Here is a 17,825-nt window from a genome sequence, read left to right as displayed (position 1 = left end):
CCGATGTGTCACCTGGCGCACCAGCTGGTCGAGCCAGTCCAGCGTTCCCTCGTCCGCCCAGTGCAGATCGTCGACGAGCAGTACCGGCACACGGTTCCTGCTCCGCAGGAACGACGCGCCGTCGCTACGCGACGGAAGCCTTCGCTCCGCGAAGGCGGCTCGGTCCCTCCGGGACCGGAAGATCCGCTCCGCGGATCTCGGTGAGTTTCGTCGGTGCGGTGTCCCGCTCGCTCCGCGATCGGGCCTCCTCCCCGACTCGCCTGGTCCGTACAGTGCAGCTCGACTGCACTAAGGGGGTAGTTGAGAGATCCGGCCGCTCCGCGGCCGGATCCCGCTGGCTAGCGGCGAAGCGGAGGGGGCTCTTTCCTGCTGGGCGGGCGCGTTCCATGCCTCATCAAAGGCAGCTGATCAGCCATACAGCTCCTGAGAGGGGCTGGGTGCTTCCTTCGCTGAAAAACCTTGGAAGATTCGAGTTCTCCCTCTCCCCCGTTCCCGGATCGGTTCGCACACCGGACGGCTGCGCCGTCCGCTGCGGGCAACTCCGTTGCCCGCAGCGCGAATTGCGGAGCAATTCGCGCTCTCCGGCTCGCTCCGCGAGCCGGAAGTGGCTGATCCGGGAGTGGCGTCCGCTCCGCGGCCACCACTACAGCAGCCAGCAACTAGACAGCGCAACTAGCCTGCAGTTAAGGAAAGTTGACTGTTCGTCTCGGGAATCTGACGCAACGTAAAGTAATGGTGTGTCAGAAGTTCTCCGCCTGGAGGCGCGGCCTCAGTCGGGCGTGGTCGGCACCCGACCGAGGCCGTTTGTTACCGACCCGGCCGGCACCCGCCGTTACACGAAACTGAGTGTCGAGGGCAATGGGAAGACCAGCTTCCCGCCACGGGAAAGGAACTCGCCTTCCCGCTCGATGAAACCGTCTCGGTAGACCCAGGGAAGTACCAGCAGCTGGTCAGGCCGCTGCGCGAGGGCCTCCTTCTCGGAGACGATCGGGATCAGGGTGCCGGGGGTGTATCGGCCGGCCTTCTCCTCGCTGACCTCTCCGATGCACGGCAGACTGTCCTCCCCGATACCGCAGTACTGAAGGATCACGTTTCCCTTGGTCGATGCGCCGTAGCCCAGGGTCAGCTTGCCGTCCTTGCGTGAGGTGTCGAGGAAGTCCCGCAGGTGGTCGCGGTGTTCGCGAACGCGCTTGCCGAAGGCCTCGAAGGGCGCCATGGTGCCGAGTCCCAGTCCGGCCTCCTGTGAGCGCAAGCGGTTCAGCGCTGCCTCGTCGCGCCGGTGTCCGGAGCCCTGCCGGGCGAGTGTGACGCAGAGGCTGCCGCCGTAGACCTCGGTGATCTCCGCTTTCACGACTTCGAGGCCGACGCGTTCGGCCATCCAGTCGATCTGGCTGAGCGCGTAGTACTCCAGATGCTCATGGCATATGACGTCGTAGGCGGTCGTCTCCAGCATGGACGGGAGGTAGCTCATCTCCAGCATCCACACGCCGTCGTCGGCGAGCGTCGCCTTCACGTCTTCCATGAACCTGAGCGGGTCGGGCAGGTCGTAGAACATGGCGATCGATGTGATGATCTTGGCCCGGCGGGAGTCGTAGTGCGCGGCGAAGACTTCCTGGGAGAAGAAGTCTGGGATCAGGTCAATGTGTTCGGGGTAGAACTCCCGCCATTTCTCGCCGGTCGGATCCACTCCCACGAGGGTCCTGCCGTCCGCCGGGTACCCGGACAGCAGGGTTCCGTCGTTGCTTCCGATATCCAGGACCAGGTCGTCGGGGCCGATGTCGACAAGCTTGGTGAGTTCGTCCACCTTGCCGCGGAGATGGTTGATCATGAATGGGCGGATACCTGAGCGGTAACCGTACTGATCGCCGTACATCAGGCTGAGGTCGGCGGTGTGCCGGAGCTGGACGAGTCCGCATCCGTCCGGCGAGCACTTGACCAGTTCGAGTGGGGCGGTCGGCACAACTTCCGTCCGACTGCCAGGAAACACTCCGGTCAGTGCCTGGTCTCCCAGATCCAGCACATCGAGCAGGGTCCGATTGCCGCACACACGGCACTCCGAGATGGTCATGAGTACTTACCTCTCCAACCTTTTCGTGGGCAGGTCAGGATTCAGCTCGGCGCCCCTTTCGCGAACGACCAGATTTCGCGAATCACGTAGTCGATCATTTCCTCGGTCACACCGGGGTAAATCCCTATCCATAGCGTGTCGTTGGCGACCTTGTCGCTATTGGCCAAGCTGCCGAACACTCGATACTCGACGTGCTCGTAAGCGGGGTGACGGGTGAGGTTTCCGCTGAACAGCAGTCGGGTGCTGATGCGTTTCGACTCCAAATGGAGTTGGAGATCCCGACGGGAGTACGGGGCTGAATCCTGAACCGTCAGCGTGAATCCGAACCAGCTCGGATCACTGTTCGGGGCAGGTTCGGGCAATGTGAGGCCCGGCACATCGTGGAGCCCCGCTCTCATGCGGAGCCAGTTCTTGCGTCGACTGTCACAGAACTCGGACAGCCGCTCCAACTGGGACAACCCCAGGGCCGCTTGAAGATCGGTCGCCTTCAGGTTGTACCCCACGTGGGAGAATATGTATTTGTGGTCGTAGCCGGAGGGAAGCGTGCCGAGCTGCCAGCCGAAACGCTTATTGCATCGATCGTCCTCTCCCGGTTCGCACCAGCAGTCCCGTCCCCAGTCCCGATAGGACTCGACAAGGCGCGCGAGTTCCATGCTGCCCGTCAGGACACAGCCGCCCTCGCCCATCGTGAGATGGTGCGCCGGGTAGAAGCTGACGGTACTGAGGTGCCCGAACGTTCCCGTTTTTCTGCCGCGATAGGTGGAGCCGACGGCGTCGCAGTTGTCCTCCACGAACCACAGCCCGTGCCGGTCGGCCAGTTCCCGGATCTCGGCGGCCTCGAAGGGGTTGCCCAGCGCGTGCGCGATCATGATGGCCTTTGTCTTGGGGCCGATCGCCGCCTCCACCATTTCCGCGGTGGTGTTGTAGGTGCTCAGGTCGATGTCGACGAAGACCGGTACCAGTCCGTTCTGGATGATCGGATTGACGGTGGTCGGGAACCCTGCCGCCACCGTGATCACTTCGTCGCCGCGTCGCAGCGCACGCTCGCCCAGTTCCGGTGCGGTCAGTGCCGACAGCGCCAGCAGGTTGGCCGAGGAGCCGGAGTTGGTCATATGTGCCTTGCGCAGTCCGAAGTAGCCGGCCAGTGCCCGCTCGAACCGGATCGCATAGCTTCCGGATGCGATGCGCAGGTCCAGTGCCGCTTCGACCAGTGCCATCCGGTCGGCCGCCGTCAGAACGGCTCCCGAGGCCAGCACCCGGTTCTCGCCGGGCACCCAGGTGGATGTCTCGGCCCCGACCGCGTGATGGTATTTGTTGACCAGTGAGAGGATCTCGTCCTTGAGGTTGTCGTTCATCGCGCACCTTCCGCGGGGCAGCCAGCAATGGGTTGGGCCTGGCCCTCTCCGGCGGTTCGCCAGATCCAGCGCAGGGTCTCCGGTAGCGTTCGCGCAGCCGACCAGTTCAGGTGACGCCGAGCCAGCGTCGGATCGGCGATCTGCCAGCCGGCGGCCAGTGCTCGCCCGCCCCGCTCGGGCGCCGGGAGCACGTCGATCGCGAATTCCACTCCGCTGGCCAGGGCGAGCTCGCGGACCAGGTCGTAGGCGCTGTCGGCGCGTCCGGTGCCGAGGTTGAGCACGGGGACGCCTGCGAGCCGCCGCGACACGGTCGCGCGGAGGACCGCCTCCGCCAGATCACGGGCGTCGACGTAGTCGCGGTGCTGTTTCAGGTCGAACAGGGAGAGCCGTGCCACCTGTCCGTCTTGCCGTGCTCGGTGGAGTGTCTGCACGGTCCGGCCGAGCAGGCTCGCAGGTGACATGTTCGGTCCGATGGCGTTGAAGATGCGCAGGACCACGACGTCCAGTGACGCCTGGCGGGCGATCTCCAAGATCCTCCGGGTGCCCCGCAGTTTGGTTCGCCCGTACTCCGACCGCGGTGCCTCCGGGCAGTTCTCGTCGGTGGCGTGCGGGTGGGGCAGTGGTCCGTACTCCAGAGATGAGCCGAGGTGCACCAGCCGGGCGGTGCTGCCGAGGTCGGCCATCGCCAGTGCCAGTTGCTCCGGGAGTTCGGCGTTGGCTTCCTGGAGCAGGGACGTGTCGTTGCGCCAGATCTCACCTGCGGTGTTGAGCACGGCGTCCGGGGTGAACCGGTTGATCATCGAGGCGAACTGGGCTCGTCGCGGAGTGCTGTCGTTCAGCTCGGCCACCCCGTGCTCCGCCGGCACGGCGGTCGGTCGCCTGGTGACCACGGTGACGTCCATCTCCGCCGCGGACAGTCTGTCGAGCACATGCCGGCCGAGGAATCCGGTGCCACCGATCAGAAGGACTTTGGTGTGCGGGGTGCCCACGGGGCGCTCCGAGGTCGTCACCTTCTGCATCCTCTTCGACTAGACAGGGCGCCCGTTGGAAACGGCTGACACGATCAGGTGTTCCGACCGGCAACTGCGGTCATGGGGTGGGTCTTTCTGAGGTCGTTCTGGGGTCTTTCTAAGGGACCTCGATCCGTACTGCGACTCGTTTCACATCGTCGATGATTCGAGCCTGACGCCGGCTCATTTCTGACTGGTCGTGCATGTTCGATCCCGTGAGAGCCGCATGCGCGAAGTACCGCACGATATTGCCGAACTGGTCATCGGCCGGAAACGTGATCTCTTCGCGGTGGTCCTGTCGCTCGATGCGCAGCACCGGTTGCAGTGTCGGCGGCGGCGTGAATGCCCGGTCGAGCAGCATCAGGCCGCTGCTGCCGGCGAATGCGCAGCCGGTTCGATAGGAGTGCTCCATTCCGAAGACCAAGTCGGCCGTCACTCCCGCGGGGGTGCACGCGAGGACGCGTCCGGAGACGACGGCGCCTGTGCGGGCGTGAACCCGCAGCACGGCGTGAAGCACTTCGAGAGTGGAGCCAAGGTAGTACAGCGCGGCGCGGATCGGATAGACACCCATGTCCAGCAGGGCGCCGCCGCCGATATCCGGGTCGTAGCGCATGTTCTCGTCCGGCAGCGGCGGAATGGTGAACACGCTTGTGAAGTCCTTCAGTTCGCCGACTGTTCCGTCGGCGAGCATGTGCTGGATGCGTGCGTGCTGCGAGTGGTGCGGGAAAACGATGTTCTCCAGGAGCACCAGGCCTTGTGAGTCGGCGAGCGCCAACAGTTCGTCCGTGCTTTTCGCGTCTCCTGTCAGCGGCTTTTCGGCGAGCACGTGCTTGCCCGCGCGGAGCGCCTTCGCGACCCAGTGCGCGTGCATCATCGCCGGTAGTGGCAGGTAGACCGCGTCGATGTCACGGGCGGCGAGCAGTTCTTCGTAGCTCTGTACCCGGGGGGCGCCGAAGGCCGCCGCGAAGCGTCTGCCCTTGGCCTCGTCGCGGCTGGCGACGGCTGCGAGTTCGATGTCGGGGCAGGCGGCCAGCGCCGGCAGAGTGCGGCGCCAGGCGATGTCCGCGCAGCCGAGTACACCGACGCGTAAGGGACCTTGTGCTGCGGCCATGGCCAGTCCTCATCAGGCGGGGGTGATCAGTCCGGGTGTCGGCGGCCCGTCGACGGACCGTCGCTGCAGGATGGAGTCCGCGATCTCGCCGCCGCGCACGGCGATGTTCGACAGGAGGGACGACGTCAGTCCATGGGTGTGTTCGGTGCCGCCCTGGAGGTAGATGCCGCACGACACATCGGGGGTGGTCACGAGCCGGTAGTCGCGGCCGACCTGGTATCTGCCGGCGCTGTCGCGCAGGCAGTAGCCGTCCAGTTCGCCGAGTACGCCGCTGGGGTCCATGGAGTCGTAGCCGGTGGCGAAGACGAGCGCATCCACATCGAGGTCCTGGGATCCGCCGTCGAGGAGCAGCTCCATGGAGACGCGTGATTCGTTGCCCATACGTTTGACATTCGTGACCCGTGCCATGTTGAGGATGTGCAGGCGCTTGGTTCCGTGCAGTTCCTCCATGTACATACGCTGATACAGGTCCCGGATGACTTCGTCGTCGGCTACCGAATAGTTCGTGTTCTTGTGGTAGCGCCAGAAGGATTCTCGGGCGCGTTCCGTGCCGAAGTAGTAGTCGTCGACCGCCGAGGAGTCGAACACCCGGTTGGCGAACGGGGTGTCGTCCGCGATCGAGTATCCGTAGGAGGGGATGATCGCGTAGATCTGAGCCTGGGGCAGGCTGTCGTAGAGGAACCTGGCGATTTCGGCTCCGCTCTGCCCTGCGCCGACGACTGCCACCTTTTTCAAACTGTCGGCGGGGACTTGGCGGAACCTCTCCAGGAATTCTGAGCTGTGCCAGACCCGTTCGTCGGATTCCACGCCGTCCGGCACCTGGGGGACGAGGCCTGTGGAGATCACGACATTGCGTGCGGCGACGGTCCTATTCTGCCCTCCGGCCCGGTCACGCACTGTGATCCGAAGGTGTTGGGGGGTTCCGGAATCAGCATCCGGCGGCAATTCGATTCCGGCGACTTCCGATCCGTAGGAGACGCGGTCGGAGAACAGTGCCTGCGCCCATTCGAGGTACTGGTGGAATTCCTCGCGGGTCGGGAAGAACGTCTGGGTGTTGATGAATTGTTCGAGCCGGCCGGAGGCGTGGAGAAAGGATATGAACCCGAACCGCGAGACCGGGTTGCGGAGGGTGGCCAGGTCTTTCAGGAAAGAGACCTGCATCGTCGTAGAAGGCAGCAGCATATTGCGATGCCAGCCGAACGAGGATTGCCGTTCGAAGAATGCGGAGGCGATCGGGCCCGCAGGTGAGTCGGCTCCGTTCTCTTCCAGAGCAATGGCGAACGCCAGGTTGGACGGCCCGAATCCAACGCCCACGACGTCGTATATCTCGACTGCATTGACACCCATGGAAACTTCTTCCGTTAGCGTGGCTGCGACGTGACTGCTCAGATCCCGGTGCGACCTGGGAGTGGCTCCACCACCTCCGCGACCTTTTTCGGCAAACCCTCTGGCACCCACCCACTCACACGCAATAGGGATTCTGAAGAAATTACGCCGTGACGGGCTGTTCCACGCAGGTCTTTCATGTTTTACTTCGACCTCGCATGCTTGCACAATCACGTTGCATTGAAGACCTGCGGCGCGTCAAGGTGGATAGCGTTGAGGCGTATGCGAGAGGTCCTGTCCACCCACCGGTTGTCCTGCCGACGGGACAGGAATCACATCATTTCGATGCCATGGTTACTCGACTTCGAGGGGTGACATATCCGCATGTTCGTTCCCCGCCACTACCGTGAACCCGACGGTTCTTGGATGAGCGAGCTGGTCCGCAACAATCCGTTGGCACTGGCGGTGACCAACGGTGGTGACGATGGGCCCTTTGCCACCCATCTCCCGATCATCCCGGATCACGGTACGGTGATCGATTGGTCGGACAGCCCGAATGGTACCGTGCTGCTCGGGCACTTGAACCGGGCCAATCCCCACTGGCACGCGCTGCGGACCGGCGATGCCGTCCTTCTGGTGTTCACCGGTCCGCACGGGTACGTATCGCCTGCGGTGTACGACGTGACGCCGGCCGCACCGACCTGGAACTTCACTTCGGTGCATGTGCACGGTGTGATAGAGAAGGTCTCCTCGCTGGAGGAGACGCTCGACGTCGTGCGGGCCACGGCGCAGACCTTTGAAAGCCGTTTCGGTTCTGGATGGGATCAGTCAGAATCGATCGACTACTTCCGCAGTATCGTTTCCGGTGTCGGGGCGTTCCGCGTCACCGTGACAGGCGCCGAGGGCATGTTCAAGCTCAGTCAGGAGCAGCCCCCCGAGGTCCGTGAACGGGTAAAGCAGTCGTTCAGCCAACGCGCCTGCAGTCGGCACCAGGAAACCGCTGAGCTCATGGGCCGGCTTCCCCGGAACGGGCAGATGAATAGGGCAGGTGGAGGAGCGGCATGACGCGTCCCACAGACCAGGGTCCGCGGATATCGACGAGGGTTGCGGAATTGCCGGGAAACAGCCTGGGGGAAATATTCCTCATGGCGCGTGAACGCCAGGGAATCGATATGGCGCTCGGCACTCCCGGATATCCCGAGACCACTGTCGACATCATCGGGGCGGCCAACGACGCGATGCGCGCGGGGAAGAACCAGTACGTCTTTCCTCCGGGTGATCTGCGGCTGCGGGAGCGTATCGCCGCCACGCTCCCGGTGCCGAGCGACCCGGAGACGGAGCTGACCGTCACCGTCGGAGGCACCGAGGCGCTCTTTCTGGCCCTGCACACGTTCATCGATCCCGGCGACGAGGTCGTCCTGCTCGATCCCGGCTACGAGCAGTTCAGGTCGACGGTCGCCTTCGCCGGCGGCGTGCCCCGGCACGTCCCGCTGCACGCGCCCGACTGGCGGTTCGACCCTGACGAGCTGGCGGCGGCCTTCACCTCGCGTACCCGGGTGGTGCTGCTGAACTCGCCCGGCAATCCGACGGGCCGGGTGCTGACCCGTCAAGAGCTGGGCCAGATCGCCGAGTTGGCCGAGCGATGGGATGCGACGGTCATCTGTGACGAGGTGTACAGCAGCTTCGTCTTCGACGGCCGGGAACACCTCTCCATCGCCCAGGTCCCCGGCCTCGCGGAGCGCAGCGTGCTGGTCGGCTCGCTCTCCAAGAGCCACGCGATCAGCGGGTGGCGGCTCGGCTTCCTGCGGGCGGACGCCAGGCGCACCGCGGCTATGCGGCGCGTGCAGGAGATCACCACCAACGGCGCCCCGGGCCCGCTTCAGCTGGGCGTCGGCCACGCGGCCGATTCCGCGGACACGAAGGCGGCGTCCCAGGAGATGGGCCGCCGCCGCGACTTCGCCCTGGAGATCTTCACGGGCCTGGGCATGAAGATCTCGCCCCCGGAAGGGGGGTGCTTCCTGCTGGCGGACATCGGCCCGCTCACCGGGGGTCGCGGGGACGGCCGTGCCTTCACTCTCGAACTTCTCGACGCGACCGGGGTCGTGGTCGTCCCCGCGGCCCCCTCCTTCGCCGATCCCGTCCGCGGGGCACAGTACGTGCGCATCGCGTTCAACCGGAAGTTCGAGCTGCTGCACGAGGTGGAGCGCCGAGTCCGCGGCTTCCGGCCGGCCGGCCAGTGACGGGGGTTTTCCCGATGACCGAAACCACGATCGACCAGTTGGGGCCGCTTCCCGGCATCCTGCGTCCCGGTCCCGAGGATGTCGTGCGTGTGGTCGGCAACACCGGCGATCCGTTCTGGCTCGTCCGCGGCTACACGCTGGGGCGGTCGGTCCTCACGGACAAGAGATTCAGCCGGGCCGCCGCGCTGCGGCCCGGTGCCCCGGCGTTCAATGACGCCCAGCCTGCGGCGGATTCCATGATGAGCATGGACGGCAATCGGCACGCCCGGCTGCGGCGCCTGGTCAGCGGCGCGTTCTCCACCGGCCGGATGGCCAGGATGAGCGACTTCGTGACGGACCTGACGGATCGTCGGCTGGACGTGATCGCCGGGATCGGGAACGGCGCCGACCTGATCGAGCACCTCGCCCGGCCGCTGCCGCTGTCCGTGCTCACCACCATGCTCGGCATTCCCGAGGAGGACACCCCTCGTTTCCGCGGGTGGGTGGACGTGCTCTTCGACCTGGAGGTCACCAGCCCCCGCGAGAAGGCCCGGCGGCGCATCGAACTCATCGAGTACATGCGGGAGTTGATGGACCGCAAGCGCCGCGATCCGCGCGAGGACCTGCTCAGCGACCTGACCATCGCGCAGGACGAGGGCGAGCTGTCGGAGAACGAGCTGCTCACCCTGGGGCTCACCCTGCTGATGGCGGGCTATGAGACCACCACCGGCCAGATCGGTCTTTCGCTGCTGGCGCTGCTGAGTGACCGCAGCGCCTATGAAGAGCTCCTCGCTCATCCCGAGTACGTCAAGAACGCGACGGAGGAGCTGATCCGGCTGACCCCTGCCACTCCGCTGACCTTCGTGCGCATCGCTACCGAACCGGTGCGGCTGGGCGATGTCACCGTGCAGGAGGGTGAGGGGATCGTGGTGGCCCTGCTCCACGGCAACCGCGACGCCGGCGTGTTCGACGACCCGGCGTCCATGAACCTCGCCTCCGGGCACGATTCCCCGCCTCTCACGTTCGGCCATGGTGTGCACCGCTGTCTGGGGGCGCCGCTGGCGAGGCTTCAGCTGCGCATCGTCCTCGAACGGCTCCCGCGGCGCTTTCCCGCGCTGCGGCTCGCTGACGTTCCGGAACCGGTCGTCTGGAAGGACGGCCTGGGCATACGCGGCCTGGCACGGCTGCTGGTCGACTCGGATTGAGGGAAGACATGTCAGTCACGGACACCCGCGCGATCCCCGGACCGGACCCGATGGGCGACATGCGGCACGAACCGATCGCCATCGTCGGGATGGCCTGCCGCTTTCCCGGAGGTGTGACCTCTCCTGAGGGCCTGTGGCAGGTGGTCGCCGACGGCGTCGACACCATCGGCCCGTTCCCGCGCGACCGCGGCTGGGATCTCGACCGTCTCTACCACCCCGACCCCGACCACCCGGGCACCGCCGGCACACGCGAGGGCGGATTCCTCTACGACGCCGCCGAGTTCGACCCCTCCCTGTTCGGCATCAGCCCCCGCGAAGCGGTCAGGATGGACCCCCAGCAGCGGCTGGTCCTGGAAACCTGCTGGGAGGCGATCGAGCGCGCCGGCATCGATCCCACCGTGCTGCGTGAGACCCGCACCGGCACCTACTGCGGTGTCATGTACGCCGAGTACGGGACCCACAAGAAGGAAGCGTTCGCCATCACCGGCAGGCTGCCGAGTGTGCTGTCGGGCCGTGTCGCGCACGCACTGGGCCTCGTGGGTCCCGCCGTCAGCGTCGACACGGCGTGCTCCTCCTCGCTGGTCGCCATCCACCTGGCAGCCCAGGCGCTGCGCAACGGCGACTGCGACCTGGCCCTGTCCGGCGGCGTCACCGTCATGGCCAACGCCGCGCCCTTCGTCGAGTTCAGCCGCCAGCACAGCTTGGCCCCCGACGGCCGCTGCAAGGCATTCGCCGCCACCGCGGACGGCACGGCCTGGTCCGAAGGCGTCGGCATGGTCCTCCTGGAGCGCCTGAGCGACGCCCTCCGCCACGACCACCCGGTCCTTGCCGTCATCCGGGGCTCGGCCCTCAACCACGACGGCGCCGGCAGTCGCCTCACCGCCCCCAACAGCCCCTCCCAGCAGGCCGTCATCCGCGCTGCACTCGCCGACGCCGGCCTGACTGCCGACGCCGTCGACGCCATCGACGCCCACGGCACCGGCACCGTCCTCGGCGACCCCATCGAGGCCCATGCCCTCCTCGCCACCTACGGCGCCGATCGCGACCCCCGACACCCCCTCCACCTGGGAACCGTCAAATCCAACTTCGGACACACCCAGGCAGCGGCCGGAGTCGCCGGCGTCATCAAGATGACCCTGGCCATGCGCCACGGCCTCCTCCCCAAGACCCTCCACGCCGACCAGCCCTCACCCCGTATCGACTGGTCACAGGGAAGCCTCGCGCTTCTCACACAGGCCCAGCCATGGCCCGACCGCGACCGCCCGCGCCGAGCCGCCGTCTCCTCCTTCGGGCTCAGCGGCACCAACGCCCACCTCATCCTCGAACAGCCGCCGCTTCCCTGTGCCGCGCCCGGCGGCGCGGACGCGGACAGCTCCTTTCCCTGGCTGCTGTCCGGTCAGACCGAACAGGCCCTGCGGGACCGGGCCGCCCAGCTGCACGACCACCTCACCGCCCATCAGGACCTGGCCGTCGCCGACATCGGCCACTCCCTGGCCACCACCCGCACCACCACACTCCCCCACCGCGCCGCCGTCCTCGTCACCGGGCGCACCGAGGCCCTGCACAGCCTCCGAGCGCTGGCCAAGGGGGAAGCGACACCCCAGGTCATCTCCCGTACGAGCACCACGACCGCCTGCACGACCGCCTACCTCTTTCCCGGCCAGGGCAGCCAGTACCCGGGGCTCGGCCGCGACCTGCACGGCCGCTTCCCCGCCTTCGCCCGCGCCCTGGACGAGGCCTGTGCCCTGTTCGACGCTCACCTGGAGCACGCCCTCAAGGACGTCCTGTTCGCCGAGTCCGGCACCCGCGTATCCGCGCTGCTCGACCAGACCGCGTACACCCAGCCCGCCCTCTTCGCCCTCGAAGTCACGCTCTTCCGGCTGCTCGAGCACCACGGGGCCGTCCCCGATCTGCTGCTCGGCCACTCCATCGGCGAGATCGCGGCCGCCCATGTGGCGGGTGTCCTCGACCTGGCGGACGCCTGCACCCTCGTCGCCCACCGGGGCCGCCTCATGCAGAGCGCCCCCGCGGGCGGCCGCATGGTGGCCGTCGAAGCGAGCGAGGAGGAGATCCGCCAGGCTCTCGCCCCCTACAGCGGCCTGCTGGATCTCGCCGCCGTCAACGGGCCGCGGAGCGTGGTCGTCTCGGGCGACGCCGAGGCCGCAGCCGAGCTCGCGCAGGCCTGGCGGACCAAGGGGCGCACCGCCGAGCTGAAGGTCAGCCACGCCTTCCACTCCCCGCACATGGACGGCGTGCTGGAGGAATTCCGGGACGTGGCCGCCGGCCTGACCTACCACGAACCCCGTATACCGGTCGTCTCCGGTCTCACCGGCCGCCTCGCCACCGGGGCGATGCTGAGGGACCCGGACTACTGGGTGCGCCAACTGCGCGGCACCGTCCGCTTCCGCGACGGCATGCGCTTCCTCGAATCCCGTGGTGTCACCGAATACGTCGAGTTGGGGCACGGGGTGCTGGCCGCCCTCGCGCGCCGCAACCAGGACCCCGATTCGCCAGGCGTCGTGACCCCTGTGCTGCGCCGTGGCCAGGACCCGGTCGGCAGCGTCGGCACCGCCCTCGCCAGGCTCGCCGTGAACGGCGCCCGTCTGGTCCCGGGAGAGTCCTTCCCCACCGGCCGCCGGATTCCGCTGCCCACCTACCCCTTCCAGCGTCAGCGCTACTGGCTGAGCGCGCCGGCCGCGGACCATGCCACCGGCCGGTCGCATCCGGTGCTCGATGAGGGGCTGGAACCGGCGGACGGAAGCGGGCTGGTGTTCACGGGGCGTCTCGACGCCGAGGATCTGCCGTGGCTGGCCGACCACTGCGTCGACGGCATCCCGGTGCTGCCTGCCGCGGGCATCGCGGAACTCGCGCTGAGTGCCGCCCGGACGGCCGGTGCGCGCCAAGTGGCTGAACTCGGCCTGGAACACGACCTGCCGGTCGCCGGGCCCACCGACATCCAGCTGATCATCGGTGCCCCCGACGAGGCCGGCAGCCGTTCGCTCGCGCTCTACGCCCGTGCGGCAGACACCCAAGGCGCCGCGTGGACCCGGCACGCCACCGGCACGCTGTCCTCCGCGAGCCCCGCGGAGGTGGCGGGACTGACGTCGTGGCCGCCGGCCGGGGCCTCACCGGTGGCGGTCGACGACCTGTACGCACAGCTCGCGGAGGGCGGTCACGTCTACGGGTACGCCTTCCGCGGACTGCGCGAGCTGTGGCGCGACGGCGACGATCTCTACGCGGTGGTGGGGTCGCGGGCGAAGGGGAGCCGTGACGGCTTCCGGCTGCATCCCGCCGCCCTGGACTCGGCCCTGCACGCGCTGGCCGCCGCCGACGGGGGCGAACCCCGGGTCCTCGTGCCCCGCACCTGGCGCGGCGTGACGCTCCACGGGCCCAGCAACGGCCCGTTCCGGGTCCGGCTGCGGCGTGCTGCGGACGGCTCCTGCTCGCTGCTCGTCGCCGACGACACGGGGGCCCCGGTACTGAGTGCGGACCAGCTCGTGCTGCGCGCGCTCGTGTCTCCCGCCCGTTCCGCGGCGGACGACTCGCCGCTGCTCGCCCCGGTCTGGACCGAACTCGCCCCTGGCGCACCGCTTCCGGGCGCCACCTGGGCCGCGGTGGGCCCGGGCACCGGGGCGGTGCCCCGTCTCGTACAACCGGACGGAACCGCGGTCCGTGTCCACGCCCACTTCGACGAGCTGTTGCGCGCCGTCGACGACGGCGCCGCGGTCCCCGAGGTCGTCGTCGCCTTCGTGTCGGCTGCCCCGCCCGGCGGTTCCGGGCCGGCGGGGACTTCGGCTTCGGAGGCTGTCCGGGAGAGCCTGCTGGAGGTGCTGGGCGCAGCCCAGCGCTTCCTGGGCGACGAGCGCTGGGACGCCTCGCGGCTGGTGGTGGTCACCAGCGGTGCCGTGGCCGTGGAGGACAAGCAGGACCCCGGCATCCGGCCCGGTCACCGCGCCGTGTGGGGGCTGGTCCGGTCCGCGCAGGCCGAGCATCCGGGCCGGTTCGTCCTGCTCGACGAGGACGGGGTCGCCTCTTCCCGCGAGGCGTTCGCCGGCGCGCTGGCCACCGGCGAGAGCCAGCTGGCGCTGCGTGACGGGACCGTGTACCGGCCGGCCCTCGGCAGCGGGGCCGCCGCCTTGGCCCCCGGGGGGTCCTGGGATCCCTCGCGGGCGGTGCTGATCACCGGTGGTCTCGGCTGGCTGGGCCGGATCACGGCCCGGCACCTGGTGGAGCGGCACGGGGTGCGGCAGCTGGTCCTGATGGGGCGCTCCGCCCCCGGGCCGGAGGCGGAGCACGTCATCGCCGACCTGCGGGATCTCGGCGCCCGGGTCCGTACGGTGGCCTGTGACGCCGCCGACCGCGAGGCGCTGGCCGGGGCTCTCGACAAGCTTGCCCGCTCCAATGTCCGCATCGGCGGTGTGGTGCATGCCGCGGGTGTCCTCGAAGGCGGTCTGCTGACCGACTTGACGGCCGACGATCTCGAACGGTCGCTGCGTCCCAAGGCCGACGTGGCGTTCCATCTGCACGAACTGACCGCCGGCCTGGACCTGTCCGCGTTCGTCGTTTACTCCTCGGTGGCCGGCACGCTCAACTCGGCGGGGCAGGGCGCTTATGCCGCCGCGAACGGGTTCCTGGAAGGCCTGATGGAGCAGCGGCACGCCGCCGGCGAGCCCGGTGTGGCCATCGTGTGGGGCCAGTGGGACGTGTCGGGGGGCATGGGCGGCACCCTCACGAACGCCCAGATCGACCGGATGGCCCGGGCCGGCGTCCTGCTGATACCCATCGAGCAGGGCCTGCGCTTCCTCGACGCGGCGGTGCACGGCAGTGAGCCGGTGGTCGTGGCCGGACGCTGGGATCGCGACGCCCTGGCAGCGCAGTACCGCGGCGGCACCCTCCCACGCCTCCTGGAGTCGCTCCTGCCCGACGGCGCCGGGGAGCCGGCGGGCGGGGAGCGGCCGTCTTCGGCCGCGCCGCCGCACGGCGACGGGGAGTCGACGGCGGCGGAAGCGGACGGGGAGGACACGATGCTGGACCGGCTCCTCGCCGAGGTCGCCGGAGTGCTCGGGCACGCCTCCGCCGACGCGATCGACCCGGACGTGGCCTTCGACCATGCCGGCATGGACTCGCTGGGAGCGGTGGAGCTGCGTAACCGGCTGATGGCCGCCTTGGGGCTGCGCCTTCCGGCCACCTTCGTCTTCGACTGGCCGACGCCCCGGCTGCTGGCCGACGTCCTCGGTCAGCAGCCGCCGTCGGACGAACGGACCACCACCGAGAACGGAAACGGAGCCCCGACGCCATGACCGAGCACACCCGCACCGCCGCCCAGGCCGATGCGACGAGCGCCGCCGACCTGGTGCGCGAGATATATCTGGCGGGCCCCGACGGCCGTAAGGGCCAGCTCACCACCGATCTGACGGCGTTGGAGGACGCGGCCCGCGCGGTCCTCCCGCCCGAGGTGTTCGGCTTTGTGGCCGGCGGCTCCGGAACCGGGGCCACGGGGCGCGCCAACCGGGACGCCTTCGACCGGTGGCGCCTGCTGCCTCGGATGCTGCGCGGCTGCACGCGGCGCGACCTGACCGTGGACCTGCTCGGTCAATCCCTGCCCGCACCGGTCCTGTTGGCGCCGATCTCCGCGCAGACCAGCGTGCACCCCGAGGGTGAGATCGCCACGGTCCGGGGCGCGGCCGACGCGGGGCTGCCGTTCGTGCTGTCGTCCTACTCCTCGCACAGTCTGGAGGAGGTGGCCGCGGCTGCCGGGCCGGGGCCCCGCTGGTTCCAGCTGTACTGGCCCTCGGACGACGAACTGGCCGCGTCGCTGGTCCGCCGTGCCGAGGCGAGCGGCTACACGGCGCTGGTCCTCACCGTCGACAATCCCTCGGTCGGCTACCGGCCCGCGGACCTCGATCACGGGTACCTTCCGCTCGTACGCGGCACAGGTCTGGCCAACTACACCAGTGATCCCGTGTTCCGGGCGGCGCTACCGCCGGATGGCGGTCCCGAGGAGGTCGTCCGGCACTGGGCGCGGGTCAACGGCAACCCGTCGCTGGTCTGGGAGCGGCTGGGCCGGCTGCGCGAATGGACCGGGCTTCCCCTTCTGGTCAAGGGGGTCCTGAGTCCCGATGACGCGCTCCTCGCGGTGGCCAACGGGGCGGACGGCGTGGTTGTCTCCAATCACGGGGGGCGTCAGCTGGACGGCGCGGCGGCTTCCCTGGACTGTCTGCCCGCGGTGCGTGCCGCGGTCGGCGACGGCGGCACCGTGCTGCTGGACTCCGGTGTCCGCACCGGCACCGACGTCGCCAAGGCGCTGGCCCTGGGCGCGGATGCCGTGCTCCTCGGCAGGCCGTATCTGTACGGGCTGACACTCGACGGGCGGGCCGGTGTGCGGCACGTCCTGCGGTGTCTGCTCGCCGAGTTGGATGTGGCGCTGACGCAGCTCGGCTGCGACAGCGCCCGCTCGCTGGGCCCGGAGATCCTGGTTGCGGCCGGGCCCTTGAGCGGGCCGCGGCCGACGGCACGTCAGGGTCGCTAGTAGGACTCCGCCTGCCGCCACGTCACCTCGGTGGACGCGTCGCGTCCCAGGCCAACCGCGAGGGCGGCCACCGACAGCGCAGGCTGGCGGTATCGGGGCTGGGGCCGGCAGCCGTTGACGCCTTTGCGGGGTGGCGCCACGGGCACCGCGTCGAAGGGGCGGGCCGTGACGTCGGAGCGGATGGACAGTACGTACTGCAGGTTGCGTTGCTCAAGTGCGGTACGGAATCGGGCGTTGGCGCCGTAAGCGGCGTCCGCCACGATCACCGGCGGAGTCAGGCCCCAGGTGGTGAGTTCGTCGAGGATGTCCAGGGCGAGCAGGCACTTCTCCCGGTGCCCGACGTCCTCAGGCACATGCGTGCGCTCCCGCCGCTCGGCATCGTCGGCCCACTCGGCGGGCAGGAACAGGCGCCATTGCAGCGGGCACGATGCGGCGGCGTTGACCGCGTGCACGCTCACCGCGACCTGGCAGTTCGCGCGTTTGCCCAGAGCGCCGCAGTACTGTCGCGCGCCCCCGACCGGCATCCGGCCGTCCTTGGGCACCGGCACATCGTCGATGGCCCAGGTGTCAGTCGCCAGCAGGGTCGTCATGCGCTCGGGCGATCCGGCGCCGTACCGGTAACGGATCCCACGGCGACTGGTTCACGAACTGCTGCAGGTTCTGCTCGTTGCCGTCCGGCGGCCGCCCAGCCATCGACTGGATCGGCTTGCGACGCCCGTCCAGTATCAAACCGCGCAGATAGCAGTCTGCTTTGCCTCTCTGGTCCCGCCGCGGTACCGAGGCGAACACATCCGCCACGAACTCCGCCAAATCGGCCGGCAAGTCCTCCACTTGACGCACATCCACACGTCCAACATGCTCCTGGCCAGGCCGAACGAGAAGACTTAACGGAGTCCTACCAGGGGTTCACGATCTGTTCCAGGTCGCGGACGACGTCGGCGGGCGAGGGCTGGGCCGCCAGTTCCTCGCCGAGCCGTGCGGCGGCCTCCTTGAACGACGGCT

10 protein-coding genes and 1 pseudogene are annotated in these 17,825 nt (G+C 68.5%); 5 read left to right on the top strand and 6 right to left on the bottom strand.

Going from position 1 to position 17,825, the window contains the following annotated elements; translation table 11 throughout:
- Window positions 1-832: 832 nt before the first annotated feature.
- The 5 genes from ACWC5O_RS43955 to ACWC5O_RS43935 all read right to left on the bottom strand — a co-directional run bounded on the left by ACWC5O_RS43955 (window position 833) and on the right by ACWC5O_RS43935 (window position 6,891).
- The gene (locus ACWC5O_RS43955; protein ID WP_450592241.1) at window positions 833-2,068 is read right to left on the bottom strand and encodes a class I SAM-dependent methyltransferase; all 1,236 of its coding nucleotides are present in this window, start codon (window positions 2,066-2,068) and stop codon (window positions 833-835) included.
- A 41-nt stretch (window positions 2,069-2,109) separates the two neighbouring features.
- On the bottom strand, window positions 2,110-3,423 hold the full coding sequence (gene rfbH / locus ACWC5O_RS43950) for a lipopolysaccharide biosynthesis protein RfbH (RefSeq protein ID WP_450592239.1): 1,314 nt from the start codon (window positions 3,421-3,423) through the stop codon (window positions 2,110-2,112).
- The gene (locus ACWC5O_RS43945) at window positions 3,420-4,433 is read right to left on the bottom strand and encodes an NAD-dependent epimerase/dehydratase family protein (RefSeq protein WP_450592237.1); all 1,014 of its coding nucleotides are present in this window, start codon (window positions 4,431-4,433) and stop codon (window positions 3,420-3,422) included. Before ACWC5O_RS43945 ends, rfbH begins: the two co-directional genes overlap by 4 nt.
- Before the next feature lie 118 nt (window positions 4,434-4,551).
- Window positions 4,552-5,544 (bottom strand): Gfo/Idh/MocA family protein, encoded by a 993-nt coding sequence (locus tag ACWC5O_RS43940; RefSeq protein ID WP_450592236.1) that lies wholly within the window; start codon window positions 5,542-5,544, stop codon window positions 4,552-4,554.
- Window positions 5,545-5,556: 12 nt separating this feature from the next.
- Window positions 5,557-6,891, bottom strand: a complete 1,335-nt coding sequence (locus tag ACWC5O_RS43935; protein WP_450592234.1) for a lysine N(6)-hydroxylase/L-ornithine N(5)-oxygenase family protein — start codon at window positions 6,889-6,891, stop codon at window positions 5,557-5,559.
- A gap of 363 nt (window positions 6,892-7,254) precedes the next feature.
- On the opposite strand from ACWC5O_RS43935, the gene ACWC5O_RS43930 reads away from it, so the two are divergent.
- The 5 genes from ACWC5O_RS43930 (at window position 7,255) to ACWC5O_RS43910 (ending at window position 16,823) form a co-directional block, all read left to right on the top strand.
- Complete coding sequence (locus ACWC5O_RS43930) at window positions 7,255-7,935, top strand: FMN-binding negative transcriptional regulator (protein WP_450592232.1); 681 nt, start codon at window positions 7,255-7,257, stop codon at window positions 7,933-7,935.
- 80 nt (window positions 7,936-8,015) lie between these two features.
- Window positions 8,016-9,110, top strand: a complete 1,095-nt coding sequence (locus tag ACWC5O_RS43925; RefSeq protein ID WP_450592230.1) for a pyridoxal phosphate-dependent aminotransferase — start codon at window positions 8,016-8,018, stop codon at window positions 9,108-9,110.
- A 14-nt stretch (window positions 9,111-9,124) separates the two neighbouring features.
- Window positions 9,125-10,294 (top strand): cytochrome P450, encoded by a 1,170-nt coding sequence (locus ACWC5O_RS43920; protein WP_450592229.1) that lies wholly within the window; start codon window positions 9,125-9,127, stop codon window positions 10,292-10,294.
- Between the two features lie 8 nt (window positions 10,295-10,302).
- The gene (locus ACWC5O_RS43915; RefSeq protein WP_450592227.1) at window positions 10,303-15,594 is read left to right on the top strand and encodes a type I polyketide synthase; all 5,292 of its coding nucleotides are present in this window, start codon (window positions 10,303-10,305) and stop codon (window positions 15,592-15,594) included.
- Complete coding sequence (locus ACWC5O_RS43910; RefSeq protein WP_450592225.1) at window positions 15,591-16,823, top strand: alpha-hydroxy-acid oxidizing protein; 1,233 nt, start codon at window positions 15,591-15,593, stop codon at window positions 16,821-16,823. Before ACWC5O_RS43915 ends, ACWC5O_RS43910 begins: the two co-directional genes overlap by 4 nt.
- 11 nt (window positions 16,824-16,834) lie before the next feature.
- Here the strand turns inward: ACWC5O_RS43910 and ACWC5O_RS43905 are convergent.
- Window positions 16,835-17,669 (bottom strand): annotated as a pseudogene (locus ACWC5O_RS43905) (IS701 family transposase); the annotation flags it as partial.
- Between the last annotated feature and the right edge of the window lie 156 nt (window positions 17,670-17,825).

Source organism: Streptomyces sp. NPDC001450 (assembly GCF_053597295.1).
This window is presented reverse-complemented; position numbering and strand designations above follow the sequence as displayed.